This window comes from Gordonia jinghuaiqii (assembly GCF_014041935.1).
In the GTDB taxonomy this organism is placed as follows: Bacteria; Actinomycetota; Actinomycetes; order Mycobacteriales; family Mycobacteriaceae; genus Gordonia; species Gordonia jinghuaiqii.
Window position 1 is genome coordinate 922122 of the sequence record NZ_CP059491.1, and the last position, 17615, is coordinate 939736.

General features: G+C 67.9%; 16 protein-coding genes. 9 read left to right on the plus strand and 7 right to left on the minus strand.

The genetic code is table 11. The features are described 5' to 3' along the window. Window positions 1-67 precede the first annotated feature (67 nt). Together H1R19_RS04105 and H1R19_RS04110 are read right to left on the minus strand one after the other, a co-directional pair. Complete coding sequence (locus tag H1R19_RS04105) at window positions 68-547, minus strand: hypothetical protein (RefSeq protein WP_219850633.1); 480 nt, start codon at window positions 545-547, stop codon at window positions 68-70. A gap of 114 nt (window positions 548-661) precedes the next feature. Next, window positions 662-1591 carry an IclR family transcriptional regulator gene (locus tag H1R19_RS04110; RefSeq protein ID WP_219850634.1) on the minus strand — a complete coding sequence of 310 codons (930 nt, stop codon included), beginning with the start codon at window positions 1589-1591 and terminating at the stop codon, window positions 662-664. A gap of 45 nt (window positions 1592-1636) precedes the next feature. On the opposite strand from H1R19_RS04110, the gene cysD reads away from it, so the two are divergent. The 3 genes from cysD (at window position 1637) to H1R19_RS04125 (ending at window position 5301) form a co-directional block, all read left to right on the plus strand. Next, window positions 1637-2587 (plus strand): sulfate adenylyltransferase subunit CysD, encoded by a 951-nt coding sequence (gene cysD, locus H1R19_RS04115; protein ID WP_188329553.1) that lies wholly within the window; start codon window positions 1637-1639, stop codon window positions 2585-2587. Next, window positions 2587-4449, plus strand: a complete 1863-nt coding sequence (gene cysC / locus H1R19_RS04120; RefSeq protein WP_219850635.1) for an adenylyl-sulfate kinase — start codon at window positions 2587-2589, stop codon at window positions 4447-4449. The genes cysD and cysC overlap by 1 nt, the downstream gene beginning before the upstream one ends. A gap of 84 nt (window positions 4450-4533) precedes the next feature. Further along, complete coding sequence (locus H1R19_RS04125; protein ID WP_188329555.1) at window positions 4534-5301, plus strand: 3'(2'),5'-bisphosphate nucleotidase CysQ; 768 nt, start codon at window positions 4534-4536, stop codon at window positions 5299-5301. 19 nt (window positions 5302-5320) lie between these two features. Here the strand turns inward: H1R19_RS04125 and H1R19_RS04130 are convergent, their stop codons facing one another. The 3 genes from H1R19_RS04130 to eccA are packed head-to-tail and all read right to left on the minus strand — an operon-like array spanning window position 5321 to window position 8153. After that, on the minus strand, window positions 5321-5860 hold the full coding sequence (locus H1R19_RS04130) for a hypothetical protein (RefSeq protein WP_188329556.1): 540 nt from the start codon (window positions 5858-5860) through the stop codon (window positions 5321-5323). A gap of 14 nt (window positions 5861-5874) precedes the next feature. Beyond that, window positions 5875-6312: a hypothetical protein gene (locus H1R19_RS04135; RefSeq protein WP_244970867.1), complete on the minus strand. Its 438-nt coding sequence runs from the start codon at window positions 6310-6312 to the stop codon at window positions 5875-5877. 41 nt (window positions 6313-6353) lie between these two features. Next, complete coding sequence (gene eccA, locus H1R19_RS04140) at window positions 6354-8153, minus strand: type VII secretion AAA-ATPase EccA (protein ID WP_219850636.1); 1800 nt, start codon at window positions 8151-8153, stop codon at window positions 6354-6356. Between the two features lie 243 nt (window positions 8154-8396). On the opposite strand from eccA, the gene purL reads away from it, so the two are divergent. From purL to H1R19_RS04155, 3 genes are all read left to right on the plus strand, one after another. Beyond that, window positions 8397-10694, plus strand: a complete 2298-nt coding sequence (gene purL / locus H1R19_RS04145) for a phosphoribosylformylglycinamidine synthase subunit PurL (RefSeq protein WP_219850637.1) — start codon at window positions 8397-8399, stop codon at window positions 10692-10694. Window positions 10695-10829: 135 nt separating this feature from the next. Then, window positions 10830-11198, plus strand: coding sequence for a CD225/dispanin family protein (locus H1R19_RS04150; RefSeq protein ID WP_219850638.1), 369 nt, complete (start codon window positions 10830-10832; stop codon window positions 11196-11198). A gap of 88 nt (window positions 11199-11286) precedes the next feature. Next, window positions 11287-11643: a DUF2752 domain-containing protein gene (locus H1R19_RS04155; protein WP_219851520.1), complete on the plus strand. Its 357-nt coding sequence runs from the start codon at window positions 11287-11289 to the stop codon at window positions 11641-11643. Here the strand turns inward: H1R19_RS04155 and H1R19_RS04160 are convergent. Then, entirely contained in the window at window positions 11632-12549 is a 918-nt protein-coding gene (locus tag H1R19_RS04160; protein ID WP_219850639.1) for a glycerophosphodiester phosphodiesterase, read from the minus strand. The two genes, H1R19_RS04155 and H1R19_RS04160, sit on opposite strands and share 12 nt — an antisense overlap. A gap of 111 nt (window positions 12550-12660) precedes the next feature. On the opposite strand from H1R19_RS04160, the gene H1R19_RS04165 reads away from it, so the two are divergent. Next, window positions 12661-13740, plus strand: coding sequence for an NAD(P)H-dependent amine dehydrogenase family protein (locus H1R19_RS04165; protein ID WP_219850640.1), 1080 nt, complete (start codon window positions 12661-12663; stop codon window positions 13738-13740). A 9-nt stretch (window positions 13741-13749) separates the two neighbouring features. Here the strand turns inward: H1R19_RS04165 and H1R19_RS04170 are convergent, their stop codons facing one another. After that, window positions 13750-15258, minus strand: coding sequence for a glutamate-cysteine ligase family protein (locus tag H1R19_RS04170; RefSeq protein ID WP_188329563.1), 1509 nt, complete (start codon window positions 15256-15258; stop codon window positions 13750-13752). Window positions 15259-15325: 67 nt separating this feature from the next. On the opposite strand from H1R19_RS04170, the gene H1R19_RS04175 reads away from it, so the two are divergent. Further along, window positions 15326-15748, plus strand: a complete 423-nt coding sequence (locus H1R19_RS04175) for a sterol carrier family protein (protein ID WP_188329564.1) — start codon at window positions 15326-15328, stop codon at window positions 15746-15748. 170 nt (window positions 15749-15918) lie between these two features. Further along, entirely contained in the window at window positions 15919-17520 is a 1602-nt protein-coding gene (gene purF, locus H1R19_RS04180; RefSeq protein ID WP_188329565.1) for an amidophosphoribosyltransferase, read from the plus strand. Window positions 17521-17615 lie beyond the last annotated feature (95 nt).

Genomic DNA, 17615 nt, shown 5'->3' on the forward strand with positions numbered 1-17615 from the left:
GCCCACGAGACTAACCTAGCAAGTGCTTGGTTGGTAAGGCCCGGTCCCGAAGGAGTGCCCGGACGCCTCAAGGCACGACGATCGTCCCGGTGCAGCTCGTCGACGGGATGGCCCACAACGCGTTGCGATTGACCGCGCTGAAGGTGACGTCGACGCGGCCCTTGCCGATCTGCTTCTGCGGTAGAACGAAGTAGTGGACGCCCTGGTAGGGCGGGTTCACCCGGACATTGCTGATCTTGGTGCCGCGCTTGCCGGTGCCGGGGTTGCGCCAGTCCAGGCGGGCGGCGGACTGGTAACCGCCGGGGAAGTAGCTGGGGAAGTCGACGGCGATATAGGCGTTGCCACCGTAAGAACTGACGATGGTGCGTCGCGCCAGGAACGGCACGTCGACCACGTTCGGGCTCAGCCCGACGCAGTTCGACAGGGGGAACTCGCGTGACACCGGGGCGGCGTCGCCGGTGCCGGTTCCGGCGACGCCGAGAACTGCTGCCGAGGCCAGTGCGATGGCGGCGGAGGCCAATCGGGTGATCGTCTTGGTGCTGGACATGGGCCGACTCCTCGAAGATGACGTGACTCTGGTGGTGACAGTTTCCCGCAGTCGGAATGATTCGTACTGGTTTCCGCTCCGAGTCGGTCATTCGATGGGGTGCCTGCCTGCTGCTCAGCGCAGGTGGGCCGAGACCGCCTCGGCGGCGAGTCGCGCCGACTCGGCGAGCTCGTGCAGGTCGTCGGCGCCGAGCGCGTTGTTGGGGCAGGCGACGAGCGCGGCGACCACGCGTCGTCCGGCGTCGAAGATCGGTGCGCCGATGGTGACCACCGGGATGTCGGCGCCGGTGGCGGCGCAGGCGTCGACCTCTTCGGGGAGGTAGTCGATCAACGACAGCTCGGTGAGCAGATCGCCGACCCGGGCGCGGAGGGTGTCCGAGACGGTGTCGAGCGAGCCCAGTGCCCCGATGATCGCCGCATGGTCGTCGGTCATCCGCTCGATCGAATAGCCGCGTTCGGCGACGACGTCGAGGACCAGTCGTAGACGAGTGCGGCTGGACTCGGCCGCCTGCGCGATCCAGGCCGCTTGTGAGTCCGCGGAATCCCAGGCGATGAACTCGCGGCAGATCGGCGGCCGGAGCCGGATGCGGCTGCCGTTGCGCAGCCACGGATGGGGTTCGGAGTCGGGGGCCAGATGAGGCGGGAAGGCGTGCGCGGTGAGGGTCACCATGTCCGGCGAGGTGCGCCGGGCGACGAAGCAGGGGATCTCGAACCGATGGCAGAGGTCGCGCGCCGCCGCTGCGGCCCAGGGGGTGAGGTGGTCGGCGCCGCCGGCGATCCGCGCGAGGGCGACGAAGGCGGGACCGATGGCGAATGTGCCCGACACGGAATCGCGGACGAGCCATCCCTGCTCGACGAGTTCGGACACGATCGCGTGCGCGGTTGCGCGGGACAGTCCGGTCCGACGCACGATCTCGGCCAGGGTCAGAGGGGGTTGACCCGCACCGGCCAGGAGTTCGACGATGCGCACGACCCGCGATGTCGGCGGCGACGCGGCGCGCGCCGGTTGACGCGGCTCCGAAAGGTCACCTACGGTTTGTGTCACATTGTCAACACTTAGTGTCGAATATTCGACATGTCAAGGGGGCGCATGGTGACGAGCAGGACCGACACCGACAACCGGCACGTCCACCAGCACGGCTACGAACTGTCGCACCTCGCCGAACTCGAGGCCGAGTCGGTGCACATCTTCCGCGAGGTCGCGGCGACCTTCGAACGTCCGGTCCTGCTGTTCTCGGGCGGCAAGGACTCCGTGGTCATGTTCCACCTCGCCCGCAAGGCCTTCTGGCCCGCGCCGATCCCGTTCCCGCTCATGCACGTCGACACCGGCCACAACTTCGACGAGGTGATCGCCTACCGCGACCGCGTGGTCGCCGACACCGGCGTCCGGCTCATCGTGAGCTCGGTCCAGGACGACATCGACGCCGGACGCGTCGTCGAACAGACCGGGCCCGGTGCCAGCCGTAACCGGTTGCAGACAGCCGCATTGCTTCGCGGCATCACCGAGAACCGCTTCGACGCGGTGTTCGGCGGTGCGCGCCGCGACGAGGAGAAGGCGCGCGCCAAGGAGCGGGTGTTCAGCTTCCGTGACCGGTTCGGGGCCTGGAATCCGCGTGAGCAACGTCCCGAACTGTGGCGGCTCTACAACGGACGTCATGCCAAGGGCGAGCACATCAGGGTCTTCCCGCTGTCGAACTGGACCGAACTCGACATCTGGCAGTACATCGCCGCCGAGAACATCGATCTCCCGTCGATCTACTACGCCCACGAGCGCGAGGTGATCCCGCGCGACGGCATGCTGCTGGCGAAAACCCGTTTCCTGCAGACCCTTCCCGGTGAGGAGGCGCGGACCGAGACCGTGCGGTTCCGGACGGTCGGCGACGCCACCTGCACCGGCTGTGTGCTGTCGGGCGCCGACGACGTCACCAAGGTGATCGAGGAGATCGAGGTGACGAGACTGACCGAACGCGGCGCTACCCGCGCCGACGACCGGATCTCGGAGTCGGGCATGGAAGACCGCAAGAAAGAGGGGTACTTCTGATGAGTATCGGCAGCGTGCCCGGGGGCGCCACCGAGATGCTGCGCCTGGCGACCGCGGGATCGGTCGACGACGGCAAGTCGACGCTCATCGGCCGCCTCCTCTACGACTCGAAGGCGATCTTCACCGACCAACTCGAGTCCATCGAGCGGACCAGCGCCGAGCGCGGCGACGAGTACGCGAACCTCGCACTGCTGACCGACGGCCTGCGCGCCGAACGTGAGCAGGGCATCACCATCGATGTCGCATATCGCTATTTCGCCACGCCCAAGCGGAAATTCATCATCGCCGACACCCCCGGGCACGTGCAGTACACCCGCAACATGGTGACCGGGGCGTCGACCGCCGACCTCGCCATGATCCTCATCGACGCCCGCAAAGGGGTCCTCGAACAGACCCGGCGCCATGCCTTCCTGTCGTCGTTGCTCGGCATCCCGCACCTGACGATCTGCGTCAACAAGATGGACCTCGTCGAGTGGTCTCAGGAACGGTTCGACGAGATCTGCGCCGACTTCGTCGATTTCGCGGCCAAGCTCAACGTCGTCGACCTGACGTTCATCCCGTTGTCGGCGTTGCGCGGCGACAACGTGGTCGAGCAGTCGGTGCACATGCCCTGGTATGAGGGACGGCCGCTGCTCAACCATCTCGAGAACGTCTACATCGCCTCCGACCGCAACCTCATCGACGCCCGGTTGCCGGTCCAGTACGTGATCCGTCCCCAGCGCAGCGACGGCAACGATCACCGCGCGTACGCGGGTACCGTCGCCGGCGGCGTGTTCGCCATCGGTGACGAAGTCGTCGTCCTGCCAAGTGGTTTCAGTACGACCATCACCGACATCTGGGCTCCGGGTGGAGTCCGGGTCGACGAGGCGTTCGCGTCGATGGCGGTGTCGGTGGAGCTCGCCGACGAGATCGACATCGTGCGCGGCGACATGCTCGCCCGGCCCAACAACCGTCCGTATGTGGGCCGCGACCTCGACGCGATGGTGTGCTGGTTCGCCGAGGACGCCGAACTGAGCCAGGGGACCCGCTATCAGTTGCTGTGCGGTACCCGCCTCACCCGCGCACAGGTCAGCGGGCTCAATTACCGGCTCGACGTGAACTCGCTGCATCGTGACGAGCAGGCCGAAGGGTTGTCGCTCAACGAGATCGGCCGGGTCACCCTGCACACCCAGGACCCGGTCATGTTCGACTCCTACCGGCGCAACCGGGACACCGGCAGCTTCATCCTGATCGACGAGGTCACCAACCGCACCGTCGGCGCGGGCATGATCACCGCGCCCGTCAGCCACGACAGTCACGTCGTCTGGCAGTCCACCAAGGTCTCCCGCGAACACCGGCCACACCAGGGCGCCACGATCTGGCTGACCGGGCTGTCGGGGTCGGGCAAATCGTCGCTGGCGGTGGAACTCGAACGCCGATTCGTCGCGGAGGGGCGCCCCGCGTATCTGATGGACGGTGACAACCTGCGGCACGGACTCAACTCCGACCTCGGCTTCTCCGACGACGACCGGCGCGAGAACATCCGCCGGACCAGTGAGGTCGCCGCGTTGTTCGCCGATTCGGGGTCGATCGCCATCGTCTCGCTGATCAGTCCGTTCGCCGAGGAACGGCAACGGGCCCGCGAGATCCACGCCCAGCGCGGTCTGCCGTTCTACGAGATCTTCGTCGACACCCCGATCGAGGAATGCGAGCGCCGAGACCCGAAGGGGCTGTACGGCAAGGCGCGGCGGGGAGAGATCAGCCAGTTCACCGGCATCGACTCGCCCTACGAACGGCCGACGAACGCCGAACTGATCATCACCCCCGACGACGGTGCGCCCACAGACGCCGCCGATCTGGTGCTCCGTAACCTCGGACTGTGACCTCGATCCGCAGGCCCGTGATTGCGAACGGGTGCCGCTGGGTACAGCTCACCGGAGCCCGGGGAACCAACCGAGAGGGAACTCGTGACCGACGATCGCGCACTTGCCGGTGAACTCGCCACCGCCGCAGGCGAACTCCTGCTGGACATCCGCCGCAACAGCGGCCTGTCGGGCAGGGAACTCGGCGATGCCGGAGACCGGCAGGCCGACGACCTCATCCTCGGCAGGCTGGCCGAGGAACGGCCCGACGATGCGGTGTTGTCGGAGGAATCGGCGGACGACAAATCTCGCCTGGGTGCCTCCCGGGTCTGGATCGTCGACCCCGTCGACGGCACCCGCGAGTACGGGACGACCGATCGCACCGATTGGGCGGTGCACGTCGCCCTGTGGTCGGCGACCGACGGACTGATCGCGGGGGCGGTCGCGCTGCCGGCGCTCGGGGTGACCTACCTCGACGACGACACCGCCGTCGAACCCGCCGAAGGGCTGGCGTCGCGACCCCGCAGTGGAGTGCCGCGCGTCGTCGTGAGTAGTTCTCGCCCCCCGGCTTTCGCCGATGAGGTGGCCGCCGCGATGGGCGGCGAGGTGCTGCAGATGGGGTCCGCGGGTGCCAAGGCGATGGCCGTGGTCCGCGGCGAGGCTGAAGCCTATGTCCACGCCGGCGGCCAGTACGAGTGGGATTCGGCCGCGCCGGTCGCCGTGGCCAAGGCGAAAGGCCTGTGGTGCGGCCGGATCGACGGCTCGCCGCTGGTCTACAACAACGAGGACACCTACCTGCCCGACCTGATCATCTGCCGTCCCGAATACACCGAGGCGATCCTGACGGTGACCACCGAGGGCGCCGGAGGCTGATCGCCGGCCCGGCCGGGTCTCAGTGCGTCACGATGACCTTGATGACGACGATCGCCGTCGCCACCACGGTGACCGCGGACGCCCCGAGCAACGTTGCCCGACCGGGACGTTCGTTGTTCAGGCGATCGATGACGAACACCGTCCCGCCGATGCGCGCCAGGATCACGATCTCGGCGGCCAGCTGCGCGGTGCGCGGCTCGATCCAGTCGAGCCACCCCATCGCCAGGATCACGCACGGTACCGACGCCGAGGTCAGGATGGGCACCGAGTCGCGTAGGTGTCCCAGCACGCTGGCCTTCGACGGCGCGGGCGTCCCGTCGTTCACCCGCCGCGCGACGGCCTCGGCGAACACGTGCGCGACGAAGGTCGATCCCGCGGTGCCGAGGAGGATGAGGATGCCGACGAAGTCATCGGTGACGTGCAGCGGGATCAGCGCGGCGAGGATCAGGATGTTGCCGTAGATGTAGGCGCTGATCCGCTGCGCCGCGTGCTTTCGCTCGAGCGGGTTGCTGCGCGTGAACAAGGGGCCGTGCAGCAGCGTCCACGGGCGGGCGGTCATGGTTCGAGAAAGTATCAGCGCGGGACGAGTTCGTCGACGACGTCGGAGATCTTGTCGTCGGGGCGGCTCAGACAGACCGTCGCCGCAACGGCGGCCACCTGCTGCGCATTCGACGTCACGCCCAGCTGCGTCACGGTCTCTTCTCGCGCGGCGTCGTCCTGCGCCCGGAACTGCTTGCACGTCAACGACGTGGCCTCGCCGTCGCCGGTCCGGGTCGCGGTCGTGTTCGCGGTGGCCGCGGTGCTCGACGCCTCGGGGGACGAAGGTGGCGTCGAGGACTGGGGCGGTGAGATCTGGGCCGTCGAGCTCAGGGGCGTCGTGGACGGGGAGGATGCGGGCTCGGGGTCGGCGGAGCAGGCGCCGAGGGCGAGGCCCACGGCCGCGATCAGTCCGGCGACGGCAACCGTCCGCGGTGTACCGGGACGTCGAAGACGGACATCGGGGGTGGGCATGACGCAACCTCTCGCAGAGCTCGGACGGGGATCGAAACAGGCTAAGGGGACGGGCGTTCGGAGCGCACGAGCCCCGACAACACCCCGGAAATGGCCGCCTTCACATCGTCGGTCTCGATGCGCATCAGGTCGTCGGCTGTCAGGGCGTCGAAATCGCCTGCGGTGCTGAGCCGGAACTCGCGCTCTTCCTCGGCGGCCTCGATGATGTTGCGGATGAAACGGCCGTTGCCCGCCAGGTCGGTGGCTCGTCGCGTCGTCCCCCGGTGATCGCGGACGTCGTGATAGAGCGGCCCGCAGGCCTGTTCGATCTCGATCATCGCCTCATCGGTGAGCAGCGAGTCCCGCTTGCGGGCGATGAACTCGCCGATGCGGGCGAGTTCACCGGGCGTGTAGGACTCGAAACGCACCCGGCGGGCGAAGCGTGACGAGAGGCCGTCGTTGGCGGCGAGGAACCGGTCGATCTCGGAGTCGTAGCCGGCGATGATGACCACCAGGCGGTCCCGGTCGTCTTCCATGCGGGCCAGCAGGGTGTCCACGGCCTCACGGCCGAACGCGTCGCCGCCGGAGAGTCCCTGCTGGATGAGGGTGTACGCCTCGTCGATGAACAGCACACCGTCCATGGCCGAATCGATGAGTGCCGAGGTCTTGATGGCGGTGCTGCCGAGGTGCTCGCCGACCAGGTCGCGGCGCGTCGCCTCGACCACCTTGTCGGTCTTGATGAAGCCGAGTCCGCAGTAGATCTTGGCGACGATGCGCGCCACCGTCGTCTTGCCGGTACCGGGAGGCCCGGTGAACGCCAGATGCAGGCTGCGCGCCGACGTCGACAGGCCGCGATCGGCGCGGACCTTGGCGAGGGTCGCAGACGACTGGAGCTTCGCCACCTGCTGCTTGACCGACTCCAGGCCGATCTGTTCGTCGAGTTCGCGTTGCGCGTCGGTCACCAGGGCGCCCATCTCACCGGACGCCGCGGACGTCGAGACCAGCGTCTCGGTGTGATCGGGCACCGACTTCGGGTCCCACCGGTCGGTGCGTTCGGCGATCTCCTCCGGGGTGGTCGCGGTCAGGCGCATCGACGGCGATCGCAAGGCCTCGGCCGCCGCCGACAGCGATGGATCGCGTGCATAGGCCTGCTCGAACATCGATTTGGCCTTCTCCTCGTGCCCCTGCGCGCGCAGCGCGAGACCGTAGGCGAACATCGCCTGCGTCGCGCAGGCCGCGATCGGGCCGTCGATCGCGTTCTGCAGCCGGCGCATGCCCTCGCCCAGCATGCCGAGGTGGACGCACGACGTGCCGGCCATGAAGTCGGCCACCGCCTGCATGTAGGGGTCGCCCCAGCGGTCCGAGCGGGTGAGTGCGGTCAGGACATCGGGCCAGCGCTGGGTGGTGAAGTGCAGGAATGCGCGGACGAAGTCCACAACCGGAATCCGGTGCGCGGGCGGGACCTCGTCGAGGGCCTCCTCGGCCCCGGCGAAATCGGCCCCCCGGATCAGGCTCGATGCATAGGCGGCGGTGGCCTCGACCGGGGTGGACGCCGGGTAGTCGATGAACATGCCGGTGTACCACCGGCCGACGATCGTGCCCGGCGGAAGGCCGAGCCTGCGCTGCGCGGCCCCGATCGAGGCACGTGCCCGGTACAGACCGAGGAGGACCTCGTTGCTGTTGTCGCCGCAGGCGAGCCTGCCGATCCAGGCGTCGCCGAGTGTCGGGTCCCATTCGGTGGCGCGGGTGAACGCCTTGGTGGCCTGGGCCGGGTTGTTGATCGGTTCCTGACCTTCGACGGGGATGTTCAGGGACAGGACGCCGAGTTCGAACAGTGCCCTCGCCTTGCGGACATCGGCCATCGCTTCCCCCCTGTGTTCCCTGGCATCCCCTGCGCGGCCCGGCCGTCGGCGCTGCGCAAACGCTGCCGTGCGCAGCCCACCCGGGGCGCACCCGTCCGGCTCAGGTGAACAGACTATCGCTAGATCGGCGCGACGCCGGTCACAGATCTCCCAGACGGTTCGTCCGACGCCGCCGGGGGAGCCGATACGTCCGCGCGATGCCCCGTCGGCCGGAACCTCCCGGCCCCGCCTAGACTTGTCAGCGTGAGTGCCCAGGTGGATACCGTCTCAGCCGCTTCCCAGTCCCCGGATCATCCGCAGCCGTTCCGCGAACTAGGTCTCAAGGACGACGAGTACGCGCGGATCCGCGAGATCCTGGGCCGCCGGCCCACCGACGCCGAACTCGCCATGTACTCGGTGATGTGGTCCGAGCACTGCAGCTACAAGTCGTCGAAGGTGCACCTGCGGTACTTCGGCGAGACCACCACCGAGGAGATGCGCGCGAGCATGCTCGCCGGTATCGGCGAGAACGCCGGCGTCGTCGACATCGGCGACGGCTGGGCGGTCACCTTCAAGGTCGAGTCGCACAACCATCCGAGTTACGTCGAGCCCTACCAGGGTGCGGCCACCGGTGTCGGCGGCATCGTGCGCGACATCATGGCCATGGGTGCCCGCCCGATCGCGGTGATGGACCAGCTGCGCTTCGGCCCGGCCGACGCCCCCGACACCCGCCGGGTCGTCGACGGTGTGGTCCGCGGCGTCGGTGGTTACGGCAATTCCCTGGGCCTGCCGAACATCGGCGGCGAGACCGTCTTCGACGCCAGCTACGCGGGCAACCCCCTCGTCAACGCGCTGTGCGCGGGCGTCCTGCGCACCGAGGACCTGCATCTGGCCTTCGCCTCGGGCGCCGGTAACAAGATCATCCTGTTCGGTGCGCGTACCGGCCTCGACGGCATCGGCGGTGTCTCGGTCCTGGCGTCGGAGACCTTCGACGACGAGGGCGAGGGTTCGGGTCCGAACCGCAAGAAGTTGCCGAGCGTGCAGGTGGGCGATCCGTTCACCGAGAAGGTGCTCATCGAGTGCTGCCTCGAGCTGTATCACGCCGGACTGGTCGTGGGCATCCAGGACCTCGGCGGAGCCGGATTGGCCTGTGCCACCAGCGAGCTCGCGGCCGCCGGCGACGGTGGCATGCACATCGACCTGGAGAAGGTCCCGATGCGCGCCAAGGGGATGACGCCGGCGGAGGTGCTCTCCAGCGAGTCGCAGGAACGCATGTGTGCGGTCGTGACCCCCGACAACGTCGAGAAGTTCCTCGAGGTCTGCCGCAAGTGGGATGTCCTCGCCACCGAGATCGGCGAGGTCACCGACGGCGAGCACCTGGTGATCGAGTGGCACGGCGAGACCGTCGTCGACGTGCCGCCGCGCACCGTCGCCCACGACGGTCCCGTGTACGAGCGCCCCGTGGCGCGTCCGGAGTGGCAGGACACCGTCGAGGCGTCGACGACCGAGCCGCTGCAGCGCCCGAGCACCCCCGACCAGCTGCGCGAGACGTTGCTGTCGATGCTCGCCTCGCCCGCGCTGTGCAGCCGCAAGTTCATCACCGACCAGTACGACCGGTACGTCCGCGGGAACACCGTTCTCGCCGAGCACGCCGACTCGGGCATGATCCGCATCGACGAGAAGACCGGCCGCGGAATCGCATTGGCGACCGATGCGTCGGGCCGCTACACCTTCCTCGACCCGTACCGCGGTGCGCAGCTCGCACTGGCGGAGGCGTACCGCAACGTCGCCGTGTCCGGTGCGACGCCGAAGGCCGTCACCAACTGTCTCAACTTCGGTTCACCGGAGGACCCGGCGGTGATGTGGCAGTTCCAGCAGGCCGTCCGCGGACTCGCCGACGGTTGTGCGCAACTCGGTATCCCGGTCACCGGCGGCAACGTCAGCTTCTACAACCAGACCGGTGCGACGCCCATCCTGCCGACCCCGGTCATCGGTGTGCTCGGTGTCATCGACGACGTGCACCGCCGTATCCCCACCGGGATCGGCACCGAACCCGGCGAGACCCTGATCCTGCTGGGGGAGACCCGCGACGAGTTCGACGGGTCGATCTGGGCGCAGGTCGCCTACGACCACCTCGGCGGTGTGCCCCCGCAGGTCGACCTGGAACGTGAGCGTCTGCTGGCGGACATCCTGGCCGCGGCGTCGCGCGACGGATTGGTTTCCGCCGCACACGATCTCAGCGAGGGTGGACTCATCCAGACGGTTGTCGAGGCCGCGCTCGCCGGCGAGACCGGCTGCCGGGTGCTGCTGCCCGAGGACGCCGACCCGTTCGTGTGGCTGTTCTCCGAATCCGCAGGCCGCGTGCTCGTCGCGGTGCCGCGCACCGAGGAGTCGCGCTTCGTGGCGATGCTCGACGCCCGCGGGATGCCGTGGACGCGGATCGGTGTGGTCGATCAGGGCAGCGACTCGGTCGAGGTCCAGGACTACTTCTCGGTCCCGCTCACCGAACTCCGCGAGGCGCACGAGGGCACCCTGCCGAGACTGTTCGGCGACACCGCGTAGTTGCGGCTCGCAACGTCCTTACCTGCATGGATGTGTGCGTAAGTCAATGGAATCAATCTCGGTGCGAGGAGTATCCCGGCGCTTGCCGCCTCGGTTACGCTCCTGGGGTTCTCTGACAAGAGTGAAAGGGCCCCGATGAGTTATCCCTATGATCCGAACCAGCCTTCGAACTACGGTGCGGGTGGTTACGGGCAGCAGCCCTACGGGGGTTTCCCGGGCGGGAACCCGGCCGGGCCGGAGCCGGACAACAATCTCGTGTGGGCGATCCTGTCGACGGTGTTGTGCTGTCTGCCGCTGGGCATCGTGTCGATCGTCAAGTCGACATCGGTCAGCAAGCTCTGGGCCGCAGGCGATTACGCCGGTGCGCAGCGCGCCGCCGACGAGGCCAAGAAGTGGGCGATGTGGAGTGCGATCACCTCGCTCGTTCTCGGGGTCCTGTTCGTCATCGTCTATGTCATCTTCTTTGTCATCCTCCTCGGCGCATCGTCCACGTCGACGTACTGAGGGTTTCGAGGGGGCCGTCCTGCGACGGGTGTCGGCCCTCTCGGAACATCGTGTCCTCGGGCCGGCGACCGTCGTCGCCGGTACCGGCATGCTCTGTGCCGCCGTCTGGTTCGGCGATCCCACGACACCGGGTGGTGCCCTCCCGGTATGTCCGACGAAGCTGATCTTCGGGGTGACCTGTCCCGGATGCGGCTCACTGCGGGCGATCTACTCGTTGCTGCACGGCGATGTCCCGGCGGCGCTCCACTACAACGCGTTCGGTGTCCTCGCAATCGGGTTGTTGCTCTTTGCATTCGGGACCTACTGCGTGCGGTTGTGGACGGGTCGTCACCTCCGCGGTTGGCAGAACCTCAGGTACTCGGGCGTTGTCGCCCTCATCGTGGTTCTCGGATGGTTCGTCGTCCGCAACATCCCCGTCGAACCGCTCTGGTCGCTACATGTCTGAGCGTCGGAACCATCGGATGAGGCGGCAACCCGCACCGGGCGACGGGGCGCGGAGATCGAGTGCGACCAGCGCCTCGGGATCGTCGGTGGTGATTTGGTCGACCCGTAACTCCAACAGCCGCTTGATGTCCGGGGCCACCTGCGGGCCGACTCGGGTGACCGTGTATCCGTCGACAAGGCGGTGGTGATCGTGGAATGCGCCTACCAGATCGTGACCGCGACCCTCCGCCGCGAGTATCAGCCGGTTCTCGAGATAGATCATCTCGGCCTTCGGTGAGGCTGCCACCGCGGCGTCGACGAAGCCGTCGAAGTCGCCGGATCTGATCGCTGCCTCGGCGGCGCCGTGATGGCAAGGGTCGTAACCGATCCGGATTCCCGGCGCGGCCGAGGTCAACGTCTCCACGGCCGCGGCGTCGCCGCACGACAGGATGTAATGCGAGGCGAAGGGTGCCACGCTCCTCGCGAAGGTGTCGACGGCGGCGGCGTCGAGTGCCGCGTCGTCCTCCTTGAAGTCGAGTTGCAGGAGCGCGCCGGGTGCGATGTCGATGCCGGTGAACAGGCCGGTCAGATCTTCGAGGAGCAGGACCCGCTCGTCGAGTGCTCGGCCGTGGTTGTCGCGCAGGGACAGTTCCCGTAGGTGTGCCGCGGGCAGAGCCGACACCGCGCCGGTTCCGGTGGTGGCCCGGTCGACGATGCGGTCGTGCAAGACGGCGAAGCCGCGGTCGGCATGGATGACCAGGTCGATCTCGACACTCGCACCGAGTCGCATGCCTTCGACGATCCGGCTCGCGGTGAAGGCCGGGTCGTCGGCGCGACGACGGGCGCGGTGCCACTTGATCATGGTCCGGTGGCCGGCGTGGTCGATGTACAGAGGGGCCCGCGCCGGGCCCGGCGGTGTCGGGGTCATCGCCTGTGAGCCTAGCTCCGCAGGGGCAGGTGGGGAGGAACTCTGCGCGCGGCAGAGGCGTTCTCGCCGAACGCCCACGCCGGAGTTGAAACGTGTTCTAGTTTGAGGGACATGACTCTGCGCGTGGTCGAATGGTCGACCGGAACAGTCGGACGACATGCCATCGCCGGGATCGACGCCCGGCCGGACCTCGACCTCGTGGGGGTGTGGGTGTCCGACCCGGCCAAGGTCGGCAGGGATTCCGGTGAACTGGCAGGCCTCGGGCGCGAACTCGGTGTCGAGGCGACGAACGACCGCGACGCGCTGATCGCGTTGAAGCCGGACTGCATCGTGCACACCGCGATGACCGATGACCGGGTCATGGAGGCCATCGAGGACCTGATCTTCTTCGTCTCCAACGGCATCAACGTGGTGTCGAGCGGGCCGGTGGTGCTGCAGTTCCCGCACGGCATCCTGCCCGACTCGCTGCTCGAGCGCATCGAGGACGCCGGACGGAAGGGCAACGCCAGTCTGCACGTCAACGGCATCGATCCCGGTTTCGCCAATGATGCTCTGCCCCTGGCGATGACGAGTCTCTCGCAACGCATCGACGAGGTGCGCTGCCAGGAGATCGCCGACTATTCGACCTACTATCAGCCGGTCGTGATGCGGGACCTGTTCGGCTTCGGGCAACCGATGGATGCCACCCCGCTGCTGCTCGCACCGGGCATCCTGTCGATGGCGTGGGGAAGCGTCGTCCGGCAGATCGCCGCCGGACTCGACCTCGTGCTCGACGAGCCGCTGCTCGAACGTGTGGAGCGGGTGGAAGCCGACCGCGACTACTCGACGGTGTCCGTCGAGATCGGCAAGGGCACGATGGCGGCGCTCCGGTTCGAGGTGGCCGGACAGGTCGACGGCGTGGATCGTGTTGTGCTGGAACATTACACGCGCACACATCCCGAGCAGTGCCCGCAGTGGCCGTCGCCGAACGACGGCGACGGCTGCTACCGTATCGCGATCTCCGGCGAACCGGAGATGGCCGTCGAGTTCTCCCACCACGGCGAGCACGGCGACCACAACGTCTCCGGGATGATCGTCACCGCCATGCGTCTGGTGAATTCCGTTGCCGCCGTGGTGGATGCGAAACCGGGCCTGGTCACTGCGCTGGATTTGCCGCTGGTGACCGGGCGCGGGCTCGTCGCCGGCAGGTGAGCCGGTGGCTCACACCTCCCAGGTGTGGACGGGTTCGCCTTCGTGCATGTGCGTGACGTAGTCCCGCAGCATGCCGTTGAGTGCCTCGGCACGACTCTCGCCTGCCTTCTCGCGGGCGGCGACCGCGTGTCGCTGCCACACCGAGCCGGACTGGCGGGACACGCAGCGTCCCTCGATGACTCCGAGGTAGCGGGCGCGCGCCTTCTCCGACAGTCCGTATGAGGTCAGTCCCTGCTCGGCCAGCTCCAGCAATCTGCGCAGGACGAGTTCGTCGGGCCGCACCCAGCCGACGTTCGGCCAGTACAGCTGCGATTCGAAACCGGAGCGGGCGCCGGACTGCAGGTTCTCGGCGGCGGCGTTGAACGACATCTGCGACCACAGGGGCCGTTCGGCCTCGAACAGGCCGCGCACGACGCCGTAGTAGAACGCCGCGTTGGCCATGGTGTCCACGACGGTGGGACCCGCGGGCAACACGCGGTTCTCGACCCGCAGGTGGGCATGGCCGTCGACGACGTCGTAGACCGGACGGTTCCATCGGTACACGGTGCCGTTGTGCAGGCGGAGTTCGTCGAGGGCCGGGGTACGTCCGGCCTCGAGTTCGGCCAGCGGGTCGATGTCGGTGGACACCGGGAGAAGTGCCGGGAAGTACCGGGTGTTCTCCTCGAACAGGTCGAAGATCGTGTTGATCCAGCGCTCGCCGAACCACACCCGGGGCCGCACGCCCTGGTTCTTCAGTTCGAGCGGCCGGGTGTCGGTGGCCTGCTCGAAGACCGGTATCCGGCTCTCGTGCCAGAGTGCGGTCTCGGCCAGGAACGGCGAGTTGCCGGCGATGGCCACCTGCACCCCGGCGATCGCCTGCGCCGCATTCCAATGCGCGGCAAAGTCTTCCGGCGCCACACGAAGGTGCAGCTGCAGGGAGGTGCAGGCCGCTTCGGGCAGGATCGAGTCGGTCGAGGTGTGCAGGTGCTCGGGGTCGTGGCGTTCGGTCAGCGGCATTCCGCTGATGTCGATCTCGAGGTCCTCGCCGCGTGCGGCGAAGATCTGCTCGTTCAGCAGGTCGTAGCGGGGGTTGGCCGAGATCCAGTGATGGGCAAAGTGTTCGGCCTTGAGGGTGGGCAGCATGCCGATCATCACGAGGTGACTCGAGGTCTGCGACGCCCGCTCCTCGGCGCGGTTCAACGACCGGCGCAGCGCATCTTCGAGGGAGATCGTGTCATCGGTGGTGAAAGGGCGCGGCGCGACGTTGATCTCGATGTTGAACTGGCCCAGCTCGGTCTGGTAGTCGGGGTCGGCGATGGCCTCGAGCACCTCGGCGTTGGCCATCGACGGTCGCATGTGTTCGTCGACGAGGTTGAGCTCGACTTCCATGCCGAGCAACGGCCTGGGCGGTCGGCCCTGATCGGTGAACAACCCGTCGGCGAGCATCCGGGCGATCGCCTCGGTTCCCCGGCCGACCTGCCGTCGGAAGCGGACCCGGTCTTCACCGGTGAACTGCTGCTTGGTCACCTCGGCACCCATGCGGTCAATACTGCCCGATGCGGGCTGTGCCGAACCCTGCTGGAGCACGTTCGGACCCTGATGCAAGATGGCGTGTGTGCCGACGCGTAAGAGAGTGGACCCCACCGAGGTCCGCGCCGCCGTCCTCGCGGTCGCGGACTGGCTCGTCGACGAGAATGCGCCCGCACCGTCGCGAGCGGCGATCGCCGCCGCGGTCCGACTCTCCGCCCGCACCCTCGAACAGATCGCGCCGGGCAACTCCGTGGAGGTGCGGGTGCCGCCGTTCGTCGCGGTGCAGTGCATCGAAGGTCCCCGTCACACACGAGGAACGCCGCCCAACGTCGTCGAGACCTCGCCGCGCACCTGGCTGCTGCTCGTGACCGGGCTGCTGCGTTACGACGAGGCACTCGCCGCCGGGGGAGTGGACTCCTCCGGGCATCGCGCCGAGCTGGTGGCCGACCTGCTGCCCCTCGTCCCCGTCGCCGCCGACGGGCCGGCGCCGGGTGCCTGAGGGGGAGTGTGATCGGTCACTCACCGATGTCCGTATGGAATTCCGTCCGCCTCCACACCGCTGCAAGATTCGCAATGGGAGGCGACGGGCACGTAAACTGCGAACTGTCTCCCAGCCCATTCACTTTCACAGCCGTGTTGTACCGATTCGCAGCCCCAGGGAGCTAGTCGATGACTGATCGTTCGATCGCCAACGTGAACCTGCTCGCTCCCACGACGCCGACCGGTGGGTGCTCGGCGCGCGCCGGCAACCCGGCCCCGCTGGACGAACCCGAGAACGAACCCCGCGAAGAGTGTGGTGTCTTCGGGGTCTGGGCCCCGGGCGAGGACGTCGCCAAGCTGAGCTACTACGGCCTCTACGCGTTGCAGCATCGTGGTCAGGAAGCCGCGGGCATCGCGGTCGGCGACGGCAGCCAGGTCGTCGTCTTCAAGGACCTGGGTCTGGTCAGCCAGGTGTTCGACGAGCAGACGCTCGGCGCGATGAGCGGACACGTCGCCATCGGGCACTGCCGCTACTCCACCACCGGCTCGACCACGTGGGAGAACTCCCAGCCGATCTTCCGGACCACCGACGCCGGAACCGGTGTCGCCCTCGGTCACAACGGCAACCTCGTCAACACCTCCGAGCTCGCCGCTCGCGCCCGTGAACACGGCATCAAGAGTTCGGCCGCGACGTCGGACTCCGACGTCGTAGGTGCGCTGCTGGCGCACGGCGCCGCGGACAGCTCGATCGAGCAGGCCGCGATGGAACTCCTGCCGACCCTCAAGGGTGCCTTCTGCCTCACCTTCATGGACGAGCACACGCTCTACGCCGCGCGTGACCCGCACGGCGTGCGTCCGCTGTCCCTCGGCCGCCTCGACCGCGGCTGGGTCGTCGCCTCGGAGACAGCCGCCCTCGACATCGTCGGTGCGTCCTTCGTCCGTGACATCGAGCCGGGCGAACTGCTGGCCATCGACGCCGACGGCGTGCGCAGCTCGCGCTTCGCCGAGCCCACCCCGCGCGGGTGCGTCTTCGAATACGTCTACCTGGCCCGGCCGGACTCGGTGATCAACGGCCGGTCGGTGCACTCCACGCGCGTGGAGATCGGGCGGCGACTCGCCAAAGAGCATCCCGCGGAGGGCGACCTGGTCATCCCGGTGCCGGAGTCGGGCGTGCCCGCCGCCGTCGGTTTCGCCCAGGGGTCGGGAATCCCGTACGGCCAGGGCCTCATGAAGAACGCCTACGTCGGCCGGACCTTCATCCAGCCGTCGCAGACGATCCGTCAGCTCGGCATCCGACTCAAACTCAACCCGCTGCGCGAGGTCATCCGCGGCAAGCGGCTCATCGTCGTCGACGACTCGATCGTGCGCGGCAACACCCAGCGCGCCCTGATCCGGATGCTGCGTGAGGCCGGTGCGACCGAGGTCCACGTGCGTATCGCGTCGAGTCCGGTTCGCTGGCCGTGCTTCTACGGCATCGACTTCGCCTCGCCTGCCGAACTCATCGCCAACGGCATGGAATCCGAGGCCGGGATGGTCGAGGGGGTTCGCCAGGCGATCGGCGCGGACTCGCTCGGCTACATCAGCACCGACGAGATGATCAACTCGACGGGCCAGTCTGCGTCGGCACTGTGCGCGGCCTGTTTCGACGGCGAATACCCGATCGAGCTGCCCAAGGAGACCTCCATGGGCAAGGCCGTCCTCGAGCAGATGCTCGCGAGTGCCGCAGGCGATCGGACGGTGGACCCGCTGTCGAAGCCGAATGACAACGTCAGTGCCGTCATGCGGCCGTAGGTCCGGCTCGATCGGCGCTCCGGTACCGTGTGACCCGTCGGCGAACCCGCCGAGAGAATTTTTTGGACCCAGAACAAGCTTGTGACAGGGAGTGC

What these genes read in the sequence shown, in the direction of transcription:
- H1R19_RS04105 (WP_219850633.1), bottom strand. Translation starts at nt 547, where the DNA reads ATGTCCAGCACCAAGACGATCACCCGATTGGCCTCCGCCGCCATCGCA.
- cysD (WP_188329553.1), top strand. Translation starts at nt 1,637, where the DNA reads ATGGTGACGAGCAGGACCGACACCGACAACCGGCACGTCCACCAGCAC.
- cysC (WP_219850635.1), top strand. Translation starts at nt 2,587, where the DNA reads ATGAGTATCGGCAGCGTGCCCGGGGGCGCCACCGAGATGCTGCGCCTG.
- H1R19_RS04130 (WP_188329556.1), bottom strand. Translation starts at nt 5,860, where the DNA reads ATGACCGCCCGCCCGTGGACGCTGCTGCACGGCCCCTTGTTCACGCGC.
- H1R19_RS04135 (WP_244970867.1), bottom strand. Translation starts at nt 6,312, where the DNA reads ATGCCCACCCCCGATGTCCGTCTTCGACGTCCCGGTACACCGCGGACG.
- eccA (WP_219850636.1), bottom strand. Translation starts at nt 8,153, where the DNA reads ATGGCCGATGTCCGCAAGGCGAGGGCACTGTTCGAACTCGGCGTCCTG.
- H1R19_RS04150 (WP_219850638.1), top strand. Translation starts at nt 10,830, where the DNA reads ATGAGTTATCCCTATGATCCGAACCAGCCTTCGAACTACGGTGCGGGT.
- H1R19_RS04155 (WP_219851520.1), top strand. Translation starts at nt 11,287, where the DNA reads ATGCTCTGTGCCGCCGTCTGGTTCGGCGATCCCACGACACCGGGTGGT.
- H1R19_RS04160 (WP_219850639.1), bottom strand. Translation starts at nt 12,549, where the DNA reads ATGACCCCGACACCGCCGGGCCCGGCGCGGGCCCCTCTGTACATCGAC.
- H1R19_RS04165 (WP_219850640.1), top strand. Translation starts at nt 12,661, where the DNA reads ATGACTCTGCGCGTGGTCGAATGGTCGACCGGAACAGTCGGACGACAT.
- H1R19_RS04170 (WP_188329563.1), bottom strand. Translation starts at nt 15,258, where the DNA reads ATGGGTGCCGAGGTGACCAAGCAGCAGTTCACCGGTGAAGACCGGGTC.
- H1R19_RS04175 (WP_188329564.1), top strand. Translation starts at nt 15,326, where the DNA reads ATGGCGTGTGTGCCGACGCGTAAGAGAGTGGACCCCACCGAGGTCCGC.
- purF (WP_188329565.1), top strand. Translation starts at nt 15,919, where the DNA reads ATGACTGATCGTTCGATCGCCAACGTGAACCTGCTCGCTCCCACGACG.